This window comes from Acinetobacter sp. Ac8, assembly GCF_055392545.1.
Map to the genome: position 1 here is coordinate 2690526 of NZ_AP043689.1, position 25986 is coordinate 2716511.

Below are 25986 nucleotides of genomic sequence, written 5' to 3' on the forward strand. Positions count from 1 at the left end.
TAAATATGAAATCCTAAAGATCGAAAACAGAGCTCAACATTTACCACATAGTCTTAACACTCAATAACATCCATATTATTGAGTGCATAATGCTTAACTTCTTAAAGATTAAGTTTAAAGAGTGATGATATCAAGCAAGATGATTACGAATAAATATTTGCAGACCAACTTGAATGTTTGAAATTTCAGCAATTTCAAATAAACAATAAATATGCATAATTTATAAATTTGATTTGGTTCACTCAACAAATAACAATGCCAAACGTACTTGATCATAGCCCATTTTAGGACTGGTTAAATCAACGATTGGACGCAATTTAATCGCACCATCATCATTAAAATGACTTGGATCTTGGCGTTTCTTTAATTTTTTATAAATCACACGAATTTTTTCTACAACTTCTTCACCAGGATTTGCAATCGAGATATCCAAACCTTGTTCTCGATGTAAACGAGCCAAATGATTGATAATTGTCGCAGGAGTTAATCCACGTTCAACCGCAATATCCTGAATCTCATAGCCACTTTCAAACAATTCACGCGTTTCATCAAGTGTTGCTGAAGCATAATTGGTTTTACCACTATTACGCGCCAGCTTCTTCTCATTACGTTCAATCTCAGTGGTATTTAACGTACCACCACAATGACGAATAAAGGCATTGTGCTGTGTGGTTAAATCTGAATCTGCATAATGCACTTCGGCTTCATTGGATAACTCTTGAAAACGGCGATCTGCTTTAATTGCAAGACTATCCAGTTCCAACGCCTGATCATTAAAACCTAACAATCTTAAACCCTGAATCGATTTAAGCCGGGATAAAGCCACATAACCCTGACCTTTTTCAAAGGTATGGCTTAAGTTGATTTCCGCAGCTTCCAAGGTCATCCCTTGTGATTTATGAATAGTAATCGCCCAAGCTAACCGTAATGGCACTTGTTGTAGACTGGCGATGGTTTTACCACCTTCATTGTCAACAGACCATGTTTCTGGCGCAACCAATAAGGTTGTACCATCAGTCATTTTGACTTTAGGCAACATCCCCAGTTCATCGTCTTCTTCAAATCCAATGACTTCACCTAAACTACCGTTGATATAGCCCATATCGAAGTTATTTTTAACGAACATGACTTTGGCATGCTTTTTAAGCGTCAACTCATCAGGTGCACGTACAGAAGATTTCAATGTCTCAATCAGCTTTTCATTCCCATCTGTGACCGCTACAAATTGATGATCATCGCCTTCAATCGCATTGAGATGCTGAAAGTTGATACTATCCACGTCCATATTGTGGGTATATAAGCGTGTGTAGGTATCACCAATGTCTTGATTACGGGTATCTTGTAGCGCTTGAATATGCTGTGGCTGAATATTCTGGGCACGAATTGCATTGAGTACATCATTTAAAGCTGAATCATCTTGACGGTGCTGCTCTGTCAGGTAGCAAACACGGAATTTTGCTTCAACCCAAGCGGTTGACATAAAACAAAATTTATCTCGATTTAGTTCGCTATTTTTTCCTACAGGCGGCAGCTGAAAAAAATCTCCAGCTGCAATCACTTGAATACCACCGAAAGCATCATCAGATTCTTTAAAATATTTTAAAACTTGATTGACTAAATTAAGCTGTTTGGCATGTAACATTGAGATTTCATCAATGATCAAGACTTGGGCATTTTCTAAATGCTCTTTTAAGTATTTACGCTCTTTCATACGCTTTAAATCATCATCCGTCAGCGTATCTTTGATCCCAATGCCTGCCCAAGTATGAATCGTCATGCCATTCATATGTGTTGCTGCAATCCCCGTAGATGCTGTAATTGCAACAGGGACTTTGCGTGCTTTTAAATAATTGATGTACTGATTAAGCGTATAGGTTTTTCCTGCACCAGCAGATCCAGTCAAAAAGACATTTTCACCCGCTTTCATAAGTTTGAGTGCAGTTTCTTGTTTCATAACAGCCTTGAATTACCTAAACAGGATGGGACGGCTATAGCCTAACGATTTTTACATAAAAAGTTAAGCCAAATGCATCATGAAAAGTGAATTAAAGCCAAGTCGCTCACTCAAAATTCATCTACGTCAAACTATAAGTTTCCCAATTCTTCATTGGGTTGAATACTGCTTTTCCATTTTAAATGCTGATTTACATCTTCAATAAAAGCTTGAGCTTTCAATATATAAAACTCATCAGGAATATGATTATTGGGTAAACGCAATTGATCAAAGACCAAACGTCCTAATTTATAATAACAACCTAAAGTCATTTCCTGAGTCGCATCATCAACTTTCGATACATGAAATGCTACATATTCACGATCTGCGATCCGCGCACAATAGGACAATGCCAAACAGTGTTTAAACACCAACGACTCTTGAATAATTCGTTTTAAGCTATTCAGTTCCTCATAGCACCACTCTTCAAAATAAATCTTTTGCATTGGTGCAACGCGATCCCAATGCTCTACATCTATTTTTTCTTTAAGTGTCGACAAGGTATCAACAAAATAATGATGTTGATGCCAACGCTGTGCTTGCTGATATAGACCAGACCAAGTGACATTCCGCTCAATATCGTGATGATCATTAAATAAATGCATCACATAATCCAAAACAAAGCTGTCGTAAATACTATGGTTAGATGCACGACCGATCTGCATGTGTTTCAGTTTTTTACGGAAATCATCGACTGTTATATTGTGCTTTTGCAACTGAATAAAAAATTCAGCATGTTGTTGTCGTTGCGGATCAATAAATTTAATCAGTTGCTTAGGCAAGCCCTGAGCAATGTGTTGTACAAACAGCATAAATGCTTGAATGATACGATTTATCTTAAGGTATATTTTTTTATACATCTGTGGTTGATCCGCTAACATCAACGCAGCGAAATCCAACCATTCTTCGATATATAAATAAGAATTAGAAATTATTTTCTTATTCGATTTATTTTCAATCTCTGTTTTTAAAAAATCATAACGATTGTTCTTTGGATGATTTTGCCATTCATTTGTAATTGCAAAAGAATGGCATTCAATTAAAAATAGCCGTGCTGCAATATTTTTAAAATACTTTAAAACACTTAGAGTGACTTCAGGATAAATCTTTGAAGTATCAATCAGACTTAATGCTGTGATCGTGATCCTGACATTGGGATCCTTTATATGTCGACTCATCCAATCATTGACCTGTTCATCTTGTTTAAAGAGCCAATTTGCAGTGCGCTTAAGACTACAAATTGGAAATTGTGGAACTTGATCCTGTTCCCAATATTCAGCATCTTTTTGTAAAAAGTGCTGCTTGCTCAATAAATCCTGATATTGCCAAAAGCCCCGTTTCATATATTTTGCATAAGCAAGCATTTGCGGTTGTTCTTGAGCATGTACAGCCAGTAGTTGATAACTTGCAAAATACTGACTGATTTCGTGTAAGCGTAATGATTCTGGGTGAAAAATCTTTAAAATACGCAAATAATGCGCTGGAATAAACTGATCTAAAGAAAAAATGGCCTGTTGAAATTTGGGTAGCAATGACTGAATCGGTAAAAACTCTTGACCCAATACAGAATTAATCAGCACTAAATGCTTAATGTTAATTTCAACACTTAAAGGAATCGCTTTACCATATTTGGCAAAATCAGAAACATAGGCATAATCAAAATATTCATAGTGCAGCAAAATTTGATCAATACGCTCTGCATCTGCTTCACTAATATTATATAAATACTGCTCTACCCGATTTTCACCATCCACCCACTCGAAAACCTGCTCAATCAGCGTTTGGCGGATGATTTGGGCTTTGGTCTTTAAATCAGTTGGATGTATCTCATGATATTTTGTTGTATAAAAATAAATATTTTCTGAGAAATATTGAACAAAACGATTGATATTGATTTTATTTTCTAAACAACGTGGTAACTTTTCAAAATTTAAAGCAAAAATTAAACCCTTTTCTTCATCAAAGTAGATATTGAGTAACTGATTTGCCAGACTGAATTTATGCTGCTGTGGATCAAACTGGAAAAAGTTGTGCGCAGTAATCTCGGACAAATAGTCAAATTGATCAAGATAAATCTTATTTAAATTTGCTGAAACCTGAAGTAATTCTTGAGCAGCAAGCTGGTGTCTATGTGGCAGCTGCTCCTGAACTGTCTGCACCATATTTGCCTCAATCCATCTCTTACATATATTGAATTTATTAGGGTCTGTTGACACTTCTTCTATGTTTGCGACAACGCAAGCCATTTATGAAATGTTAACAGTCACTATTGTAGGCGAACAATTTTACAAAACAAATTGAATTCAATTATCTTTTGCAAAAGTTTGTTTAAACTGAGCTGTGATCGTGTAACGGGTTTTTATTTTATTGATTATGTTTTACCTAGTTTTTATTCCTTATAGTCAAACCACCTAATTATTTATACAAGTGACTTCTATCAAGCAACTGATCATAAATGAAGCTTATGTTTTTATATGAACTTTGAGTAACAATTGGTTATCAATTCATTTTTGTACTTTTGAATCATAGATGGTGATCCTATCGTGGGGCGACAGGGATGTCGCCGTTGGGCGGGGGTAAAGGACATACCCCTCGCCAAACAGAAGATTTTTGTCACTTTTCATCTCTGAAAAGTGAGGCATCGCCTACGCAAAGGCATTTAAACTTTGAATGTAAGGTGTGGCATTGCAGTTTTTTATAATCAAACAAATTTTCCAGAAAATTGATTTAATTAAATTTTTATAAAAAAAGATCCCCTTACTTTTCAATAAAACTAAGGGGATCTCTATCGCAACACATTTGAAATTTTCACTAAAATTTAAAATAAATGCATTGCAGGCTTAATTAAGAATGTACAGGCTTTGCCCCCATACGCTCTTCAATCAAGTCATAACACCATTGGAAAATAAAGGTATACACCAAAATACAGGTGGTCATTCCAAAATCCAATAAAATTGCTTGCCACAAAGACATATCCATTGCGTAAGCAACCATTGGAATCGTGGCTAACATCAAACCACCCTCAAAACCAATGGCATGTAAAATACGTACACCAATGGTACGTTTAAGTTTTCTCTTACGTTCAAATTGTTCAAAGAAATGGTTAAACACCATATTCCAAACCACTGAAGTCACGGCCATTGCAACACCTAATACACCAGTAACTTCCATTGGCACTTCAAAAATAAAACTTAATGCAATCGCTATGATCACCAACAGGATGACTTCATAGCTTAATGCATGAATAACCCTTCTTTTGGAAATCATCATTTAAAACTACTCTTTCTTGATTCGATGGATGCATTATATTTTTATAATATTGATCAATCGAGTCAGGTTCTTTCAATTTTATTGAAAGGTTGCGTGAATTGGAGTAAATTTAATAACTGAAAAACTAAACAGAATGGTGCCAAGCGCATGAATATTAACCAAGAACAACTCACTATCTTTAAAACAGTGATGGAAACAGGTTCATTTTCAGCAGCAGCCCGCCAGCTTGGCAAAGTCCCCTCCGCTGTCAGTATGTCTATCGCCAACTTGGAAATAGACTTAAATCTAAAACTCTTTAATCGTGTGGGACGTGAACCAATCCCTACACCTCAAGCTCAGCGCTTATATGAAAAAACTGAACAACTACTGGTAGAAATGAATCAGTGGAAACAACAAGCGATTGCACTTAGCGAAGGCTTGGAATCCTCATTAAATATCGTGGTGGTTTCAGAATTACTGCATACAGACTGGGCTGAATACATTGCACTGTTGGGAGAGCATTTTCCAACTTTAGAAATTAATATCTTCTCCGCACCACAAGAAGATGCGCTGAAAATGCTGATGAATCAGACGGCTCAACTGGCATTGATGTTTGAACGTGAAATACTTGAAAGCCGTGAGCAATTTGTCGAATTTAAAAAAGAAGCCTTGGTCCCTGTTTCAGCTATTCATCACCCATTATCAGCACATAAACAAGTTACTTTTGAACAAATCCTACAATCCAGACAAATTGTCGTGGCAAGTCGTGATCGAACCATTAAACCCGAACTGCTTTATTCTAAAAACTATTGGCGGACAGACAATCACCACTCAGCATGTGCTTTAATTTTAAAAGAACTGGGTTGGGGTGTACTTCCCTTGGAAATGTTTAATGAAAATCCTGAGCTCAAACATAAGTTAAAAATCTTAGATTTGCTCGATTTCACACCAAAATTTGAATATTTTGTCGACTTAGTCTGGAGTCGTGAGAGCAATTTAGGCTCAGCTGCTCGTTTTTTGATTAATCACATTCGAAATCAAAGAATTCATACAAAATAATAGGCCTTTCAATACATTTTCCTCTTTTGCTCAAATCGCATTGTGTTATAAATAAATCACAAATATTTTAACTAAGAAATAATCGGTAATGACACAATCTGCATTAGATCAATTAAAACGCTTAACCACTATCGTTGCTGATACAGGTGATTTAAACGCAATTCAACAATTTCGCCCTTTGGATGCAACGACTAACCCTTCACTCATTACAGCAGCAGCACAACAGCCTGAAAGTCGTGAACTGATTGAAGATGCCTATGCTCAAGCAAAAAAAGAAGGTTATGAATTAGATGCGCTCGTCGAACGCACCATCGATATTCTCACCGTCAAACTGGGTGTCGAAATTTTAAATATTGTCGAAGGTCGTGTTTCAACAGAAGTGGATGCAGCCCTTTCCTATAATACCGAAGAAACCATTGCCAAGGCTAAAGAGCTACTTGCATTGTATAAAGAATATGGGATCGACCAAGACCGTATTCTGATCAAGATTGCCTCTACATGGGAAGGTATTCAGGCAGCGAAAGTGCTAGAGGCAGAAGGCATTCATTGTAACTTAACCCTGCTTTTTGGTTTACACCAAGCCAAAGCCTGTGCAGATGCCAATGTTACTTTGATTTCTCCATTTGTCGGCCGTATTTTAGATTGGTTTAAAAAAGCTGAAAATGTAGAGAGCTATCCAATTGAGAAAGATCCAGGCGTATTGTCTGTTAAACAAATTTATCATTACTACAAACAGCATCAAATCAAAACTGAAGTGATGGGCGCAAGTTTCCGTAGCATTGACCAAGTTTTAGGTTTAGCAGGTTGTGACCTTTTAACCGTTGCACCGGGTCTGCTTGAAAAATTGAAAAATGACCAACGTCATGTGGTTTCTCAACTCAGCTTAGACACGGACCAGACTGCTCAAGAACATCAAGAGATCTCTAAAGCAGAATTTAAACAACAATTGGAAGCTGATTTAATGGCATTCCAATTATTGCAAAGCGGGATTGACGGTTTTATCAAAGCGCGTGAACAACTTGCATTATTATTGCGTCAATCTTTTGGCCTAGATGCTGATTTTATTGACTAATCTATGTATTTAGAATGATTTATATAAATCTAAATTGTAGATGCGCTTTTGGTTAAAATTGCACTAAAATCGCTCACACTCTAAAGCCGAGTTTGTTATCATAAACACTCGGCTTTTTTATTTCGCTTTTCTTATACAGTGAGAATGTTGTGTTTGGTATTACCGATATTGTGACATATATACTAGGGACTATTTTTATCGTCATTTTACCCGGTCCTAACTCATTGTATGTGATGTCAATTGCCTCTCGATTTGGGATTAAAACGGGCTATATCGGTGCCTTAGGCGTATTTACAGGAGATTTAATCCTGATTCTCTGCACTGTTTTAGGTGCTGCCTCTTTACTACACGCTTTTCCATGGTTATTTATCATTCTCAAAGTTGTAGGTGCAAGCTATCTGTCTTATCTCGGTATTCGTTTACTGATCGCAAGTATCAAAACTTGGCAGAGCAAACCACAAACGCTGCAAACAAATACATCGAATACTGCAACTCACGAACAATTTCATCCATTTCGAACAGCACTAACCATTAGCTTACTCAACCCAAAAGCAATTTTATTTTATCTCTCGTTCTTTGTTCAATTTGTTGATCCTGATTACCCTTACCCTGCTTTAAGTTTTGCGGCACTTTCAGTGATTCTGCAAATCATCAGTATGAGTTATTTGACGATCTTGATCTTCTCAGGGGTTAAACTCGCCACTTTTTTCAATACACGCTACAAAATTGCTGCAGGTTGTGTTGCTTGTGTAGGCTTACTGTTCTGTGCTTTTGGAATCAAGCTTGCCGTTTCAACCATGTAAACTGATTTAGCTCAATAAATCTCCTGATTAAAGCATTCTTTTTGGATCGTTCTTTTGGATAAACTGCGCTTTCTATTCGAGGTAATATCTAACCTTTATCAATGGGTAATCTATAGTCAACCTGTCAAAAAACTCAGACACAAGAATACAACTTCTTTCAATTAATATTTTTAATCAAATCAACTGCATGACAAAAATGTTTGATTATAAAAAGCTTGCAATGCCACACCTTACATTCAACGTTTAAATACCTTTGCGTAGGCGATGCCTCCCTTTTTAGAGATAAAAAGGGACAAAAATCTTTTGCTGGGCGAGAGGTACGTCCTGTACCCCCGCCCAACGGCGACATCCATGTCGCCTCACGATAGGATCACCAACTATGATTCAAAAGTACCAAAAATGAATTGATGCAAATCACTTATATGAATAATTAGGTGGTTTGACTATACATTGTTTTCAACCAAGACCGTTCTAGATTAAAAAAGCCAAATTCTCCCAAAATGATAATTTATTCAATTTTATTTTTCCTTTTGCTATTTAATTCCAATTAACTCTATAAGCTTTAAAATGATCCATGTATGATGGTTGCATTTTCAACCATTCAATCAAATTTAAAAGCAAAGGATCATGCAAAAGTTACTCCAAGACTTCTCTATACCTGCTGTATTTGCAGGTTTCATTACCTTCTTAATTGGTATCAGTGTTTCGGCTGTACTCGTTATACAAGCGGCTCAATTACTTGGCGCAAACCCTGAACAAATTACCTCTTGGTTTTGGGCACTCGGTTTAGGTATAGGTCTTTCAGGATTAATTCTTTCTTGGAAATTCAAATATCCTGTTGCCACCTCATGGTCGACCGCTGCACTTGCACTCATCATTGCCACTGCCAGCGGCTACTCACTCTATGAAGCGATTGGTGCTTTCTTGGTGAGTGGTTTACTGACTGCCACACTAGGCTTTTTAGGCATATTTGAAAAAATTATTTCGTATATTCCTCAGAGTTTGACCAGTGCCATGCTGGCAGGCGTATTACTCAAGTTTGGTATTGCTCTATTTGCCAGTATGCAAAATGACTGGGCATTTATACTCAGCCTCTTGGCGGTTTATATCATCACTAAACGGCTATGGGCTCGTTATTGTATTGTGATTACCGTGATCGCTGGAATCATCATTTGTCCATTTTTTATGGAGTTTCATGTTCCAACCTTACATTGGGGATTGGCAAAACCAGTATGGATGACACCTGAGTTCACATGGTCTGCAATTCTCGGATTGGCACTGCCTTTATTTGTGATCAATATGGCATCTCAGTATTTACCAGGGATTGCGATGATTAAAAGTTATGGCTATAAACCCCATGTTAACCAACTTATTGGTTGGACTGGTACAGCGCAGACTTTGCTTGCACCATTTGGCTGTTATACCGTGAATATTGCCGCAATCAGTGCTGCTGTCAGTCTGGATGACCAAGTTCACCCAGACCCTGCGAAGCGCTATATTGCTGGTATGAGCTGTGGTTTCTTTTATATTTTGATGGGGTTATTTGCGGCAACACTGACAAGTCTATTGATGTCTTTTCCACATCTTTTTATTGTGGCATTAGCGGGGATCGCCTTGTTTGGTACGATTAGTCATAATATTGCGATTGCATTTCATGAAGTCAAAGATCGTGAAGCAGCACTGCTCACCTTCTTATTCAGTGCATCAGGTGTTCAGTTTTTTGGGATTGGTTCAGCTTTTTGGGGACTACTATTTGGCTTCGCTGTTTCGTTTATTTTAAACTTTAAACTTAAAAAATAGCATTTTGATCAATAAGATGAATGGAGGCTCATTCATCTTATTTTAAATTTGCAATCGTCGAATCAAAGCAAATTGAAAAGCGATAGACAAAAAAAAAGCTTACCCTAGGATGGGTAAGCTAGAAAGCTTGAAACAACAATAGAAACTACAGCGAGAATCTGGAAGCTATCTTAGCGATTGGTTAATATTTAAACCAATACTTAAAAACACTTATTGAATATTTCTTAAACGAAAATATTCACTAAAAGATCCGCATTTCCAGTAAATAAAGTGAAAAAAATCTCATTTTTAAAGATGAAAAAACAATAAATCGCCGAGCATAATTCATTCATTAGACCAAAGTCTAAAGATTAAATTTCAGGGTAGCTGCCAGTGCCTTCAGGCCAAGGAGTAAGCAACTCAAAGCCTGTATCTGTGACAGCAACCATATGCTCCCATTGTGCTGACAATGACTTATCCGCAGTAACCACAGTCCAGCCATCTTTCAGCTCTTTGACACTGGATTTCCCTGCATTAATCATCGGTTCAATGGTAAAAACCATACCCTTTTTAAGCACTAAGCCCTGTCTGGGTTGACCATAATGTAATACGTTAGGTTGCTCATGATAAATCTTACCAATCCCATGACCACAATATTCACGAACGATCGTATACCCTTCACGTTGCCCAACTTGTTGGATCGCATGGCCAATATCCCCGAGTGTTGCACCGGGTTTGACCATATGAATCCCAGCCACCATTGCCTCATAAGTCGTTTCAACCAGTCTTTTCGCTTCAGGTTTAACTGTACCCACATAGTACATACGGCTGGTATCACCAAAATAACCATCTTTGATAATCGCAACATCGATATTGATGATATCGCCATCATTTAAAACCTTATGTTTTGATGGGATACCGTGACAGACCACTTCATTTGGAGAAATACAGGTGGTTTTGGTATAACCATAATATCCAATATTTGCAGGGATCACTTTTAGCGTATTGACAATAAAATCATTGCAAATATCGTCTAAATACTCAGTCGTCACGCCCGGCTTCACATATTCACCAATCATTGCTAAAACTTGAGCAGCTAAACGCCCCGACACTCTTAATTTTTCAAGGTCTTGTTCGGTTTTAATGGTGACTGTAGAAGCTTTCATTGGATCTGTCCGCAAAAGTGAAAAAATATTATATGCCTTTTCAATACGTTTAGGGCAATTTACCGCCTATCATATTCAATAAAAATGCAAAATCAAGCACATAAATTCTAGAATAAGTATAATCTTTCCATATGATGATTTTATCTATTCTATATTTTTTGAAAATTTTGATTTTTTCAATTTTTGAAAATTAACTGTGAATCATCCACATAAATATAATCAATATGACTAATTGGTTAAAATTTATAAAAAACGGGAATATTATCCATAAAATAAAATACAAAAAATAAGCTATTTCTACTAAAATCGCTGTTTTGCTTTTTCAACCACAGTTTATGACTAATCTCCGTACAAAGGATATTATTGCTTTAGGCTTTATGACCTTTGCCTTATTTATTGGGGCAGGCAATATTATTTTTCCACCCATTGTTGCTCAACAAGCCGGTGAACATGTATGGCTCGCAGCGCTAGGTTTTCTAGTCACAGCTGTAGGCTTACCTGTTATTACCATTATGGCACTTTCTAAAACTGAAGGTTCTATTGCGATTTTAAGCTCGCCTTTAGGTAAAGTCGCAAGTTTAATACTGACGGTTGTGTGTTATCTCTCGGTTGGGCCATTATTTGCTACACCTCGTACTGCAACTGTTTCTTATGAAATTGGTTTTTCCTCATACTTTGGAAATGGTGGTACAGCATTATTTATTTATAGTGTTATCTATTTTGCATTTGTAACTTTAGTTTCTCTTTATCCAAATAAATTATTGGATACAGTGGGTCATATTCTTGCACCGCTAAAAATTATTGCACTGGCAATTTTAGGTATTGCAGCATTTCTGATCCCGACTGGTTCAATTTCTCCTGCGATCAACAATTACGCTACCAGCCCTGTTTCTGAAGGTTTTGTGAATGGTTATTTAACCATGGACACTTTAGGCGCTTTGGTTTTCGGTATTGTGATTATTCATGCCATCCACTCTCGTGGTGTAACAGATAAAAAGCTCGTAACCAAATATGCCATTATTGCAAGTTTGATTTCTGGTGTAGGTTTAACGCTGGTTTATCTCAGCTTATTTAAACTTGGTTTAGGCAGTCATGATGCTGCTCCAAATGCTGAAAATGGCGCAGTGATCCTGCATGCTTATGTTCAACATGCTTTTGGTGACTTAGGTTCTTTATTCCTGACAGGTTTGATTTTTATTGCATGTATGGTTACCGCGATTGGCTTAACCTGTGCATGTGCTGAATACTTCTCTGAACTCACGAAAATCCCATATAAAGTTTTAGTGATTATTTTAGTGTTATTTTCATTGGTGATTTCAAATCTAGGTTTAACCAAACTAATAGCTTTTTCAGTCCCTGTACTCAGTGCAATTTACCCACCGGCAATTGTGGTCATTCTATTAAGCTTCTTTTGGGGTAAATTCAATCAACCAACCACGGTTATCGCACCTGTTACTGGCGTTGCATTTCTATTTGGTCTTATTGAAGGAATTAAAGTCACAAGCTTTAAAGACAGCTTACCTTTGATGATTCAAAACTTACCGTTAAATGAACAGAATCTAGCATGGGTGATCCCATCATTGATCGTGTTAATCATCTGTGTCGTAATTGATAAAATTAAAAAATAAAGCTTTTTAATTATCATCCTTAAAATTTGATTTTACCCAAATCTTATTTTAACAGTGATCAATAATTGTCATGTTTACCCCACAGGCCGTTATTGTTTGCGACACAATTTTAAAAGCGTTGTTTGATCCATCTTAGTGCTTCAAGCATGTGATCAGTGCACTTGAATAGATCGAATCAAACTTTGCGCTATGTATAAAAAAGCATTTGACTAAAAATACTAAAACTAAATTTTCATTGAACACAGATAAATTCAGTCGCGTTGTTGCATTTTTTACATGAATGAACCGCTCTCCATGTCAAAATCGAATTATTTTGAAAAAAATAGTCATTTTTTTCGATTTTTGCATAAATATTGCATAATTTTTTTCAACTTTAGTCGAAAGTACTTCCAAGACCTATTCAGTTATTGTATTTTATTTTGATAACTGGCTCACACTAACTCCACAACAATTACATCATTTATATAAAAAATCACTCATATTTTCATTTTTTATAAAATAATCATCATTTGTAATAAATATGTCATAATTATTTTGAATAATAGAGGTGTTTGCTCTTGAAATAATAATTAGATATGGTACAACTGAATAAACCAATCCAGACTAAAACAATGTGGTTTTTGTCGAGCAGACAGGAGGAATGGGGATGTTATCAATACATTTCAATAAGCAAGTCTTCATTAATTCTTTGAAGACAAATACAAAACTGGTCATCTATCTAAGTACAACACTTGCACTTTTAGTGACTCTGTTTATTCATGGACTCATTCAAGGCAATTTAAAACCTGAATTTTTTGCCTATGCATTAGTCGTTTCTGCTGCCTTCTATGTTTGGGATGTAGTCGACCATAAATCTCGTAAACTCGCGAAGATTACAGAATAAAAGATGGATGCCATGCATCCATCTTAAATAAGAAAATTATAAAAATTTAAGTATTAAAACAAAGTATTCAACATTCCTAGTAATAATCCTCCCGTCGCAACAATCTCCCCAAGTACCAATAACAGCATTGCTATACGTAACAATATTTTCGGTAATTGCATGGTTCCTAATTGGTGCGGTTGTTTGAATTGATTGGTCGTATCTTTTAAAAAACCATGCAAAACATAACTGGCGATTGAAAAGCTAAAAAAGAATAAATTGATCAAGACAAATATCAAATTTGTGGTTTCTGTCCAGCTTGAACAATAGGCCATTACCGCCAAAATCAAAGTGGCTGGAGCATAAAGCAAGCTGCTGCGATGTGCGATATCGACATAATAATGCGCTCGGGCCATTTCTGATCGGCTAATTTGATAGTATTTCCAAACCCCTGTCAGCATACCTACCCATAGAAAAATCCCGCTGAATATTAAAGCTAACTTTACTGACAAACCTAAATCCACAAAATCCATTTAAAACACCCTAATTCCAACAGCTTAAAATATTTAGATTAGCTTTGACTCATAAGTCATACTTTGATCAAGTTTCTTTTTGGAACTTATATAAAGTAATCATCAAAGCATACTCATTGAATTGTTATGAATACATTTGAAAATTTAACCATAACTTGTGCAGATAGCTATAGCTTAACTGCACGTTTTTATCCGGCAAAACAATCAACCCATCGATTGCCTATTTTGGTTTGCCCTGCAACAGGGATTACCCAAGGTTTTTATCATCATTTTATAGAGTGGCTTGCTCAACAAGGTTCAGATGTATTGGTCTTCGATTTCCGTGGTATAGGTGAATCCTTACATGGTCCTCTTCGTCAGTCCAAAGCAAGCATCCAAGACTGGGGTCAACTGGATATTCCTGCAGCCATTGAAACTTTGTTGAATAAGACAGGAAAACAACAAGTTATACTTTTAGGTCATAGTGCTGGCGGACAATTATTAGGCATTGTTTCTAACTACAAGAAAGTGGCACAAGTGATTGCAATTTCAGGCTCTACAGGACATGTCAAAGGACTTAAAGGGCGAACCAAACGTATGGCGCCAGTCATGTTTAAGATGATCTTTCCTGTTTCGAGCTTAGTCAAAGGTTATGGCGCAACCAAGTTTTTAGGCATGGGAGAAAATTTACCCAAAAATGTTGCAAAACAATGGGCTGAATTTTGCAGTAAACCCGGTTATGTAATGAACGCTATAGGTAAAACGATTTTCGAGGACTATCACAACGACATTCAATGCCCAATTACGGTGTATTGGTCATCGGATGATGAGATCGCTACTGAAGCCAATGTCAAAGACTTACTTCGCCTATATCCAAAAGCCAACACAGAAATGATAGAGCTTAAACCGAAAGATACAGGTCATAAAGCCATTGGTCATATGTTAATGTTTAAGAAGTCACATCAAAATTTATGGCCAACAATGACACAAAATATTTTTAATTAATTTTTAGTTTTAAGTACTTAGATAAGTAATCCTATCTAAGTGCTCTTTTTATTCAAAAAAAATGCCTCATCAATGAGGCATTTTTTCTTAGTTTTTTATATCTGCTTGCGATTTAATCGCAAAATAGTGATCAAAATTGCTCTGGACGGGTAATTTTTACCGTCTTGATTCGATTTTCATCCATTTCGATGACTTCAAACCAAATGCCCTCTTGTTCAATCTGAGTACCTACTTTTGCTTCGCCTTGAGTTTTGTCTAAAATCAAACCTGCTACGCTAAAGTAACCTGAGTCTTCTTGAACTAGATCTAACATACCAAGTTCCAACTCAAGTTGATACAAGTCAAGCATGCCTGATGCCTTCCACGTTGTATCATTCAGTTTGATCAACTCTAGCTGTTCATCTGCATCAGGAAATTCACCCGCAATTGCCTCAAACACATCCAATGGAGAAATCAAACCTTGGATATTGCCAAATTCATTACTCACCAAGACCAAAGAACCTTTAGACGTTCTTAAGGTATGGATTGCGTCAATCACTTTCATTTTTTCAAAAATAAAAATTGGACGACTACGTTTAAGCAAGGCTTGTAATTGCTCTGGTTCATCCAGTACATCAATTAACTCTTTAGCACGGACAACCGTAACCACTTTATCTAGTTGTCCACGACATACAGGGAATAAACTATGTGGTACAGCCAAAATTTGCTGACGAATACTCTCCGCATCATCTTCAAGATCGATCCACGAAATTTGATTTCTTGGCGTCATAATTGAAGCAACTGAACGTTCAGCAAGGGTCAGTACACCACCAACCATATAACGTTCTTCATCACCAAAGGCTTTTTGAGCGGCTAAAGCTTCAGGGCTTTGTAATAAATCTGCATCCAGCTTGCTTCCCATCAATTTTAAAATTGAGTCTGCGGTACGATGACGCAAAGGCGTTTTCGACTGATGCTTTTCAACATTACGGCTAGAAAATTGGTTAAAGGCTTCAATTAAAATTGCTACGCCAATACCCGAATAGATATAGCCTTTCGGAATATGGAAACCAAAACCTTCCGCGATTAAGCTCACACCAATCAACAATAGGAAACTCAAACATAGAATCACGACAGTCGGATGCTTATTGACAAAAGCGGTTAACGGCTTAGACGCAATCAACATCACAACCACAGCAATCGTTACAGCGGCCATCATCACGTAGATATTGTCGACCATACCGATCGCGGTAATCACCGAATCAAGAGAGAATACAGCGTCTAAAACGATGATTTGCGCTACAACTGCCCAGAAGCTTGCATAGACAACCGCACCTGAACTTTTAACCTCAGGTTTGCCTTCCATTTTTTCATGTAGTTCAGTGACGGCTTTATAGACGAGGAATAGTCCACCGAATAATAAGATTAAGTCTCGACCTGAGAAAGACAACCCGCCAAATGCGATTAAAGGCTTGGTTAATGTGACCAGCCACGAAATGATAGACAGCAAGCCTAAACGCATAATTAAGGCTAAAGATAAGCCAATAATACGTGCTTTGTCTCGTTGTTCTGGAGGAAGTTTATCTGCAAGAATGGCGATAAAGACGAGGTTATCAATACCCAGTACAATTTCTAAAACAATCAGGGTTAAAAGACCAACCCAAATTCCAGGGTCTAATAAAAATTCCATTATTAGAGCTCCTGCTTATTATTATCAATATATAAAGTGGAGAAAAATAAATTTGACCTACACGACGACGGATCCATGAATGAAACCTTTTCAACTAAATTAGCTTAATTATGCACAATATCTTGCGGTTGTAATTATTTTTCACAAAAATTTTACATTTATTTAAGATTTTTCTTATGGATAACCTCACCATACGGGCGAATTGCAGTTCATCCCTGCTCTCGTATGATCAACTCAATGCTTTACAGATGCCGATTCATCTTATTCAAATTATTTTTCACTCAATCTTACAAAAATGTCATTGGATTTTTTCAATATAAATTGTGTATAACTATAGTTATTAAATGCTACTTACCTTTTAAAGGTATAAATCGCTTTAATTTAATTAATAATTTTCAATCGGATATATGGGCATTTAGAGAGGAAATATTTAGATTTATCGCCATGATGACGTAATCAAAGGAAATTATTAACAGTAAAGCCAAGTTGATTTTTCTTATTTTTCAGTTAAAATAACATCAGATGTTAATTTTTTTAACTAATAAGCTTGCTTTTCACAACATCTTCTTGGTAATTTTCATACTTGAGCAAGCTGAAATACATAGGATGAACCATTATGACACAAGGACATTCATTGACTTTCAATAAAAATAACCTTTGCGGTTGTTTTGAAAATTTCGATTCCACACCAACAACTAGAGAATGAACTCTGTTCATTCCAAATTGCATGAAGAAGCGACTAAATTTACGCAAGGTATTACTACTTTTTATCTAATTTAAGACAGTTATACAATGCCTTTACTGAATACTTTAACTTAAGTTTAGTTCAAGCAAAATTTACATTTCGTCGATTTTACTTGTTTTTTTCATTAAGTGATCTATCACATATTGATTCAAGTATTCAAAGTAAAATATGATTAGCGCTTAATATATGGCAATAATTACAAAAAACAGGGACCTCTAAATGACTAAAAAATATGCAAAATTTTTACCCGCTGCTGAAAATTTTAACATCGAAAATTTCCCATACTACTGGATCACTCAAGTTCATTCTCAGTATGTTTTAAATTTAGATCACGTACTTAAAAAGTATGGGGTAGACAACTCTAGACGACGATTATTGGTTGCTTTAGAAGCCAAGCCAGATGCAAGTGTCTCTGAGCTTTCAGAAATGATCGTTTCTAAAATGTCGACAACAACCAAAATTGTTTATCGCTTAAAAGAGGAAGGCTTTGTAGATACCTACTCTTGTGAAAACGATGCACGTATTACACGGGTACATTTAACAGAATCTGGGCAACAAATGACCCATAAAATTAATGATTTAATGAGTGTTGTACTTGAACAGTCATTTGACGGTTTAACACCACTACAAATTGAAAAAACCATGGAAAATTTAAAAATCATCTTTAAGAATCTTGCACATTAATTGTTAAGATTCTTCATCAAAGATGTTCAACTGTGGCGAGTTTTTGTTATTTGATACTTTGGGGCAATAAAAACACTCAAACTCCGCCACAGGGAAACCCTCTATAAAACTCGAAATATTGGGCTGTTTTAAGCCCAACCACTCATCAAGTCGATGCTGTGGAATAACCACCACCGAACGTTTATCTGTTCGAGGTTCATGAAATTCACTCATCATCGGGTGGGTGTGGGCATCCATACTGATCATGGTGGCTGAACGAACAACTTCACCGGTTTTTAATCGGGTAATCTCATACAGTGCAGCAATATAAAAAGCCTGACCATCTTTACGTCGCACACCCCACCGTTGTGGTCGACCATTGATATACTTGGATTCATAAAATTCTGTCACGGGGATCACACCAAATTGGCACTTGCTAAAAGCCTCGACAAAACTGCGTTTTTCCATCAGGGTTTCATTTCTTGCATTATAAGTATGTTTTGCAGCATCTTTGTCCTCAGCCCATTTTGGCACTAAACCAAAGTTGACTAAACGCCATTCCATCCCTTGATCGGATTTAAATAACAACGGCGTTTGAAAGCTTGGAAATATTTCTTCTTCATAAAGGAAAGGGATCGCGGGTAAGCCAAGCTGTTGAACTTGTAATAAGCTGATCGGTTTAAAATTGGCACACATAATAATAAGATTTAAAATATTGATTTATAATTGTTGAATTTATCTATCGCGCTATCCATTGATAAGAATATTAGACATTGATAAAAACTTGAGACAGCTCGCGATTTCAATTGAGGATAAACCGAAGTTTACCCCCTTCACTTAACTTTTATCCAAAAATCTTTTTCACTTTGGCACTTAAACCATGGAAAAACTTATGTTTTGCATTGGCTTTTTCGCTGGTCAAAAAGTTAATTTGAATAGATTGGCGTTGCCCTTCATAAGGAATATAGCCATGCCAACCATTGTCAGTTACTTTAAATGCAACCAGTGAGCCCGGACCTGCATTGATTTCAGTCACATAGTTATTGATGTCTTTATCATCATTGAGAATGCGTAAACGTCCATTCGGCGCATCCCAAGATTCATTTAAATAGATCAAAACCGTCAACAATTTGCTTTTTGAATCACTGTGAATCCGCCCATCTTTTTGACGAGAATAACCACGTAAAGTAATCATCATCGGATGTTCCATCACATTGACATCAAATTTATCTGTTAAAATTTGACGAAATTCTGGTGTATCCAATGATTTTAGAAATCGATCAAAATTAGGCTTAATTTCTACATCTTCGATGTTAAAGCTTCCGCCCTGTTCAATTTTAGGAAAGTCTTGGATTACGGCCTGGACTTCACTATCAGCCAAAGCATGTTCAACCACAAAATACGGATAAGGCGTACTCGCAACTTCAGCATTTTTCAGCGCATCTAATTTCAGAATTGATGTCATTTATAATTCAGCTTAATGATTAATTCCATTAAATTGTATCAGAGATTTTATCTTATTGGCTGAAAACTCAAACTCGCGTCTATAAATTTTATATATGCAGGCAAAGCAACATTTAAAATAAACCATAAAAAGAATAAAGCCTCCGAAGAGGCTTTATTGATAAGCTAATAGGATAAATTAGACGATAAAATTAATCGCCTGTATAACCTTTTAACTTTAAGCGATACGCATGCAATAATGGCTCAGTATAACCAGACGGCTGTTCACCACCTTTAAATACTAAATCATAAGCAGCTTTATATGCATAACCGTCAAAACCAGGCGCCATGTTGCTATATTCAGGGTCGTTGGCATTTTGTTCATCAACAATTTTCGCCATACGTTGCATAACTTCTTCAACTTGCGCTTTAGTCACAATACCATGACGTAACCAGTTCGCAACGTGTTGAGAAGAAATACGTAAAGTCGCGCGATCTTCCATTAAACCAACATTGTTAATGTCTGGCACTTTAGAACAACCCACACCTAAATCAACCCAACGAACAACATAACCCAAGATACCTTGAAGGTTATTTTCAAGCTCTTTGGTCTTCTCTTCTTCAGTCCAGTTTGTATCTGTGGCTAAAGGTGGTGTCAACAAGTCATCTAACGGAAGCGCTTCAGTTTTCAATAACTCTTGTTGGCGTGCTGAAACATTACATTGATGATAATGAATCGCGTGAATCACAGCACCTGATGGTGAAGGAACCCATGCACAGCTTGCACCTGCTTCTGGATGTTCAATTTTGGTTTTATACATGTCTAAAAGCATGTCAGGTTTAGGCCACATGCCTTTACCAATCTGTGCTTTACCACGTAAACCTGCTTGTAGACCGACCATCACATTACGGTTTTCATAAGCTGGGAACCAAATTTGGCTTTTCACTTCGCCTTTACGGACGAAAGGACCTGCTTCCATAAAGGTATGAATTTCATCACCTGTACGGTCCATGAAACCAGTATTGATGAAAATAGTACGATCTTTCGCTTGTGCAATACAGTTTTTCAAGTTTACAGATGTACGGCGTTCTTCATCCATAATCCCGATTTTCAACGTTTTCGCTGGTAAGCCTAGTGCTTGTTCAGAACGTTCAAACAATTCAACAGCAAATGCAACTTCTTCAGGACCATGCATTTTTGGCTTAACGATATACATTGACCCTTTACGAGAGTTTTTGTTTTCGTTTTGACCTTTGATGTCTGCGAAAGTCAATAATGGTGTAATTAAAGCATCCATAATACCTTCGTAGATTTCAGCACCATCTACAAGGATCGCAGGGTTCGTCATTAAATGACCAACGTTACGAAGAAGCATCAATGAACGACCATGAAGTGTTGTTTCACCACCGATCAAGTTCTTATGTGTACGATCTTTATTCAATGTACGCGTTACGGTTTTACCGTTCTTCTCAATTGATTCTTCAAGCGTACCTTTCATTAGACCTAACCAGTTACGGTAGCCTTCTACTTTCTCCTCTGCATCTACAGCAGCAATCGAATCTTCCAAATCTTGAATCGTGGTAACAGCAGCTTCTAAAACAAGATCTTTAACACCCGCCGCATCAGTTTTACCCACTGGGCTATTTGCATCAATTTCAATAACAACGTGTAAGCCGTTATTTAAAAGTACAATTTCAACAGGTGCAGATTCGTCGCCATTAAAACCAACAAATTGTGATTCTTTCGCCAAAGTCGAGGTTGAACCATCTTTAAGGGTTACAACAAGTTTTTTGCCTTCAACAGCATATTTTGTTGCATCTGCATGTGAACCATTTGCCAATGGGAATGTTTCATTTAAGAAATTCTTAGCAAATGCGATAACTTTATCGCCACGAACTGGGTTATAGCCTTTACCTTTTTCCGCGCCACCTTCTTCAGAGATCACGTCAAAACCGTAAAGCGCATCGTATAAAGAACCCCAACGTGCATTTGCCGCATTTAAGCAATAACGTGCATTACGCACAGGTACTACCAATTGCGAACCAGCCAATAATGCGATTTCTTCATCTACATTTTCTGTACTGATTTGAAAATCTTCTACTTCTGGTAATAAGTAGCCAATTTCTTTTAGGAAAGCTTTATAAGCTTGGAGTTCAAATTTATTGTTGCGGTGCCATTCATCAATTTTAGCCTGAATCTCATCACGCTTCGCTAAAAGCGCCTTATTCTTAGGGCTAAGATCGACAACAACTTGCTCAAAGTTTTTCCAGTATGTTTCACTATCTAAACCAGAACCTGGTAGTGCTTCATTTTCGATGAAATCGTAAAGTTCTTTAGCAATCGCTAACTTGCCTTTTTGAATACGTGCAGTCATTGTCTTTCCTGATATTGCTACTTTTTATAACAAGAGTTTCTAGTATACCGATTTAAACCATGCTGAATAGTACTATCACATTGCTAAATAGTGATCATTTTAATTAAAAAAATAGCTACATTAACTTAAAAAATAATGATCAAAAATACAGCAACACCATCAACTAAATCATCAACTTAAATCGCTTTTTAACAGTGTATAAATTTTTTAAAATGTCTAAATTAGACCAAAGTGCTGAATCAACCCTAATTTCCCCATTTTTTTATACACTTTTATTCCTTGAGCAAAGATTAAGCCATGAATAGCGCTAAATGTCGATAAAACCAATCCATAATTCTGTGTAAAGAATTGTTCGATTTACTTATATTTTTTTCTGTTTGTTCAAATCTCATCTTATTGTTTCAATTTAGATGATTAGAATCGTTAACAACAAGGTGGAATCACATAATTTTTTTAAACCACTTATGCTTTTTTTAGATTATTTAATCATACGGCTTCTACCTATTGTCTGGCGACAAGCAGGGATAACGCACTGCACATAAAAAACCTGTTTAAAATTTTCATTCTAAACAGGTTTCTGGAATAGCTAAGTCTAAGCTAAATAAGCAATAGACCTCAGCTTAAAACGAAATGCTTCACTTAGTTAAAAGTTTTAAAACGTGTTGCATCATCAATAAATGTTTTTTCGCCCGCTGGTGCTTCGATTGAACCAAATACTAATTGTGCGCGAAGTTTCCAGTCAGCAGGTACATCAAATGTTGCTGCCACTTCTTCATCCACGATTGGATTATAATGTTGTAATGATGCACCAATACCCGCTTCAGCCAATGCAGTCCAAGTTGCAAATTGTGCAATACCTGTTGAATGCTCAGACCATACTGGGAAATTATCAGCATATAATGGGAATTGTTCTTGTAGAGCTTTAATCACGCTTAAATCCTCATAAAACAACACTGAACCAGCACCAGCGATAAAGCTGTTAATTTTACCCGAAGTTCCTTCAAATGCTTCAGCTGGAACGATTTTACGTAAAGTTTCTAAAACGATTGTCCAGAATTTAACATGTGAATCACCAAATAAAATCACAGCACGAGAAGACTGTGAGTTAAATGAAGATGGGCTATGCTTGATTGCATCTTTGATGATTTCTTCAATTTTCGCTTGGTCTAAACTTAAATCTCTACCAATTGCATAAATTGTACGGCGTTGTTTGATTTGATTTAAAAATGACATGGTGTTAATCCTTCTATGACCAGATGGGTCGTGTTATTTAACATGGTTTGAGTGTATTGCATCATTCTTAGTTTCGTCATGCTTATATACATAACAATGTGTTCTATATTTAGAACAATATGTGAAATCTGGCATTTTTAAATGCTACCGTGTTTATGTGGTCCCCTTTTTAAATTGCAATTAAAGTATTTATTAATCAAACAATTCAATTAAAATTTACCATTAAACTCAGCCTATTGCCTTGAGCTTTTCAACGATAAGAATATGGCAAATATCCTATATAGTTTTCATTGCTTGTTTTGTGGTAAAAATATTGCAAATCTGGGCAGATGATTCTAGACATCGCATTAAAGTACAATTTGATGACATTCTTATGATGTCTTCTTTCAATAACATACCACCAACATATCCGAGTATCATATTTCATCAATAATTTTATATCGAACTCAGACGAAAAAGTCCGACAGGATATCGGACTTTTTATTGTCTATAATTTTAAATTAGGCTTGGATGCGTATCTAGAATACGGATTAAAGTCGCAGCTGGACCAGTCGGATAACGTCTACCTTGCTCCCAGTTTTGAAGCGTGCGAGGACTAATATGCAAGCGTGCAGCAAATTCATTTTGGCTTAAACCTGTTTTCTCACGTACTGCTTTAATATCAGGTAATTCAAGTTCAGTGACTCGACTTGCTTGAATCTCTTGACGTTTAATCTCTCCTGCTTCTTTAATCGAAGAAACAAGGTCATCAAATAAATTGTTATCCATGAAGTTGCTCCTTCACTAATTGGCGCAGAATTGCTGTTTCTTTATCCGTTAAATTATCTTTTACAGACTTAGGGTATGCGACTAAAAAGAAAATATGATCATCCTCTGAAACCCAATAATAGATCACGCGGATTCCACCACTTTTTCCTTTATCACCTTAAGCACAGCGTACTTTACGGATACCACCGCCATTTTTAACAATATCACCTTTATCAGGTTGTACCAATAGATTTTGTTGAAGCTGACGATATTCATCATCAGTCACAAGCTCTTTGATTTGTTTAGTAAAAATACTAGTTTCAATGAATAACATACACGATATACGTCAATGGCATATATACAATACTACCATAAAAAAGAATAATCAAAAGTTATAAATTGAGTGGAATATAAAACGCAAATTTAGGGGCTGTTGGCATTTCATAAATGACTGGCGTTGTTGGCTAAAATTGAGCATGAGACGTACACATCGTAAAGTATAGACTTCTTTCATAAGTCCTTTTTAAAGCCATAGCTCAACATAAAATCTCCCCTCATCCTAGCCTTCTTCCAAAGGAAGAAGGGACTTTCAATACCAATCTGATTCACTCAACATGATCATTTTTTGATTTATGCAAGATCTTTTATGAAACGAATAAAATAAAAAACTCCGCATAAAGCGGAGTCTCATTTAAGATAAATAGTTATCTAAATTACTTATCTGTTTCAAACAGTGCAGCAACAAATGATTTTGCAGAGAATGGACGTAAATCATCAATCTTCTCACCCACACCAATATATCGAATTGGTACATGAGTACGACTGGCAATATTAAACAACACACCACCCTTTGCTGTTCCATCTAATTTGGTAATGGTTAAACCTGTTAAGCCTACAGCTTCGTCAAACATTTCAACTTGGTTAATCGCGTTTTGACCAGTACCTGCATCCACCACCAACATCACTTCATGTGGCGCAGTTGCATCAATTTTTTGCATCACACGTTTTACTTTAGTCAACTCAGACATCAAGTTACTTTTATTATGCAAACGCCCTGCTGTATCAGCAATTAAAACGTCCACACCTTTGGCACGTGCACTTTCAAAAGCATCAAAAATGACTGAAGCACTATCTGCACCATGGCCTTGAGCCACGACAGCAATATTGTTACGTTCACCCCAGATTTGAAGTTGCTCAGTTGCCGCTGCACGGAAGGTATCTCCTGCCGCAAGCATGACTTTCTTGCCTTCACCTTGTAAACGTTTGGCTAATTTACCAATCGTGGTGGTTTTACCCACACCATTTACACCCACCACCAAAATCACAAATGGATTTTTATTGGGATCGATATGCAATGGTTTTACCCGAGGTGCAAGTAAAGCAACCAGCTCTTCTTGTAGCGCTTTATACAATGAATGTGAGTAAATCAAATCACCACGTTCTGTACGCTCAGTCAAATTCGCAATAATGGTTTTAGTCGCCTCTACCCCGATATCAGCAACCAAAAGTTGCTCTTCTACTTCTTCGAGCAACTCATCATCAATTTCTTTACCACCAATCAGAATATTGACCATACCATCGGCAAGGCTTTTACGTGATTTGGTCAAACCTTCTTTCATGCGGCTAAAAAAGCCACCTTTAGACTTTTCGTCTGCCGATTCAATCTGTGCATCTTGGCTCTCAGTTTGAACAGGTTCCGTTTTAGGTGTTTCTACATTATTTTCAATAATAGGCACATTGACGGCTGGTAAACTAGGTAATGTGACATCGTCATCCCCGATATCCGCATCAATCAAGAATTTATTTTGCTGTTCTTGCATGCCGATTCCTTGAAAAGCATAGCGTTAAAAAAGAATGAGTTTAGCATAGATTGCATCATTTTTAGCGTTAAAGCAGCGATAAAACAAGCAAACCAAAATGCAACATTCCAGCCTTGCTTTAAATCATTAATTTTTTAAGAATAGTTCTAAATTTAAAATAAAT

The 25986-nt window shown here is 36.6% G+C and carries 20 protein-coding genes and 1 pseudogene; 8 read left to right on the forward strand and 13 right to left on the reverse strand.

Going from position 1 to position 25986, the window contains the following annotated elements; translation table 11 throughout:
- Positions 1-238 precede the first annotated feature (238 nt).
- The 3 genes from ACZ5QH_RS12765 to aceI all read right to left on the reverse strand — a co-directional run bounded on the left by ACZ5QH_RS12765 (position 239) and on the right by aceI (position 5263).
- Positions 239-1954: an AAA family ATPase gene (locus ACZ5QH_RS12765; protein ID WP_004822190.1), complete on the reverse strand. Its 1716-nt coding sequence runs from the start codon at positions 1952-1954 to the stop codon at positions 239-241.
- Positions 1955-2085: 131 nt separating this feature from the next.
- Positions 2086-4155 (reverse strand): hypothetical protein, encoded by a 2070-nt coding sequence (locus ACZ5QH_RS12770; protein ID WP_303576817.1) that lies wholly within the window; start codon positions 4153-4155, stop codon positions 2086-2088.
- 682 nt (positions 4156-4837) lie between these two features.
- Complete coding sequence (aceI, locus tag ACZ5QH_RS12775) at positions 4838-5263, reverse strand: chlorhexidine efflux PACE transporter AceI (RefSeq protein ID WP_004822192.1); 426 nt, start codon at positions 5261-5263, stop codon at positions 4838-4840.
- A 147-nt stretch (positions 5264-5410) separates the two neighbouring features.
- Here aceI and aceR point away from each other — a divergent pair, with 147 nt between their 5' ends.
- The 4 genes from aceR to ACZ5QH_RS12795 all read left to right on the forward strand — a co-directional run bounded on the left by aceR (position 5411) and on the right by ACZ5QH_RS12795 (position 9976).
- Positions 5411-6301 carry an HTH-type transcriptional regulator AceR gene (gene aceR / locus ACZ5QH_RS12780; protein ID WP_034618362.1) on the forward strand — a complete coding sequence of 297 codons (891 nt, stop codon included), beginning with the start codon at positions 5411-5413 and terminating at the stop codon, positions 6299-6301.
- A gap of 88 nt (positions 6302-6389) precedes the next feature.
- Entirely contained in the window at positions 6390-7373 is a 984-nt protein-coding gene (gene tal, locus ACZ5QH_RS12785; RefSeq protein ID WP_034618363.1) for a transaldolase, read from the forward strand.
- Positions 7374-7522: 149 nt separating this feature from the next.
- Positions 7523-8176: a leucine efflux protein LeuE gene (leuE, locus tag ACZ5QH_RS12790; protein WP_034618364.1), complete on the forward strand. Its 654-nt coding sequence runs from the start codon at positions 7523-7525 to the stop codon at positions 8174-8176.
- Positions 8177-8803: 627 nt separating this feature from the next.
- Positions 8804-9976, forward strand: coding sequence for a benzoate/H(+) symporter BenE family transporter (locus ACZ5QH_RS12795; protein WP_034617575.1), 1173 nt, complete (start codon positions 8804-8806; stop codon positions 9974-9976).
- Between the two features lie 350 nt (positions 9977-10326).
- Here ACZ5QH_RS12795 and map read toward each other — a convergent pair whose 3' ends face one another.
- Positions 10327-11121 (reverse strand): type I methionyl aminopeptidase, encoded by a 795-nt coding sequence (gene map / locus ACZ5QH_RS12800; protein ID WP_303576816.1) that lies wholly within the window; start codon positions 11119-11121, stop codon positions 10327-10329.
- A gap of 335 nt (positions 11122-11456) precedes the next feature.
- Between map and brnQ the strand changes: the two genes are divergently transcribed.
- Both brnQ and ACZ5QH_RS12810 read left to right on the forward strand, forming a co-directional pair.
- A complete protein-coding gene (brnQ, locus tag ACZ5QH_RS12805; protein ID WP_303576815.1) occupies positions 11457-12749 on the forward strand; it encodes a branched-chain amino acid transport system II carrier protein in 1293 nt (430 codons plus the stop codon).
- A gap of 646 nt (positions 12750-13395) precedes the next feature.
- Positions 13396-13632, forward strand: coding sequence for a hypothetical protein (locus tag ACZ5QH_RS12810; RefSeq protein WP_004719635.1), 237 nt, complete (start codon positions 13396-13398; stop codon positions 13630-13632).
- Between the two features lie 53 nt (positions 13633-13685).
- On the opposite strand, the gene ACZ5QH_RS12815 is transcribed toward ACZ5QH_RS12810, so the two are convergent.
- Positions 13686-14144, reverse strand: coding sequence for a hypothetical protein (locus ACZ5QH_RS12815; protein WP_303576814.1), 459 nt, complete (start codon positions 14142-14144; stop codon positions 13686-13688).
- A gap of 126 nt (positions 14145-14270) precedes the next feature.
- Between ACZ5QH_RS12815 and ACZ5QH_RS12820 the strand changes: the two genes are divergently transcribed.
- Entirely contained in the window at positions 14271-15128 is an 858-nt protein-coding gene (locus tag ACZ5QH_RS12820; RefSeq protein ID WP_303576813.1) for an alpha/beta hydrolase family protein, read from the forward strand.
- A 130-nt stretch (positions 15129-15258) separates the two neighbouring features.
- Here the strand turns inward: ACZ5QH_RS12820 and ACZ5QH_RS12825 are convergent, their stop codons facing one another.
- On the reverse strand, positions 15259-16797 hold the full coding sequence (locus ACZ5QH_RS12825) for a TerC family protein (protein ID WP_004822208.1): 1539 nt from the start codon (positions 16795-16797) through the stop codon (positions 15259-15261).
- Positions 16798-17761: 964 nt separating this feature from the next.
- Between ACZ5QH_RS12825 and ACZ5QH_RS12830 the strand changes: the two genes are divergently transcribed.
- Positions 17762-18226, forward strand: a complete 465-nt coding sequence (locus ACZ5QH_RS12830; protein WP_004822209.1) for a MarR family winged helix-turn-helix transcriptional regulator — start codon at positions 17762-17764, stop codon at positions 18224-18226.
- A 3-nt stretch (positions 18227-18229) separates the two neighbouring features.
- Here the strand turns inward: ACZ5QH_RS12830 and ACZ5QH_RS12835 are convergent, their stop codons facing one another.
- The 7 genes and pseudogenes from ACZ5QH_RS12835 to ftsY all read right to left on the reverse strand — a co-directional run bounded on the left by ACZ5QH_RS12835 (position 18230) and on the right by ftsY (position 25823).
- A complete protein-coding gene (locus tag ACZ5QH_RS12835) occupies positions 18230-18901 on the reverse strand; it encodes an SOS response-associated peptidase (RefSeq protein ID WP_244012843.1) in 672 nt (223 codons plus the stop codon).
- Between the two features lie 148 nt (positions 18902-19049).
- Entirely contained in the window at positions 19050-19670 is a 621-nt protein-coding gene (locus tag ACZ5QH_RS12840; RefSeq protein WP_303576812.1) for a 2OG-Fe(II) oxygenase, read from the reverse strand.
- A gap of 190 nt (positions 19671-19860) precedes the next feature.
- Positions 19861-22023, reverse strand: a complete 2163-nt coding sequence (locus ACZ5QH_RS12845) for a malate synthase G (protein WP_004719622.1) — start codon at positions 22021-22023, stop codon at positions 19861-19863.
- A gap of 639 nt (positions 22024-22662) precedes the next feature.
- Positions 22663-23256, reverse strand: a complete 594-nt coding sequence (locus ACZ5QH_RS12850; RefSeq protein ID WP_004719619.1) for a nitroreductase family protein — start codon at positions 23254-23256, stop codon at positions 22663-22665.
- Between the two features lie 495 nt (positions 23257-23751).
- Positions 23752-24024, reverse strand: coding sequence for a NadS family protein (nadS, locus tag ACZ5QH_RS12855; RefSeq protein WP_096734348.1), 273 nt, complete (start codon positions 24022-24024; stop codon positions 23752-23754).
- A pseudogene (locus ACZ5QH_RS12860) lies at positions 24017-24337 on the reverse strand (type II toxin-antitoxin system RelE/ParE family toxin). The gene nadS and the pseudogene ACZ5QH_RS12860 overlap by 8 nt, the downstream one beginning before the upstream one ends.
- Before the next feature lie 379 nt (positions 24338-24716).
- Positions 24717-25823, reverse strand: coding sequence for a signal recognition particle-docking protein FtsY (ftsY, locus tag ACZ5QH_RS12865; RefSeq protein WP_004719613.1), 1107 nt, complete (start codon positions 25821-25823; stop codon positions 24717-24719).
- Positions 25824-25986: the final 163 nt, after the last annotated feature.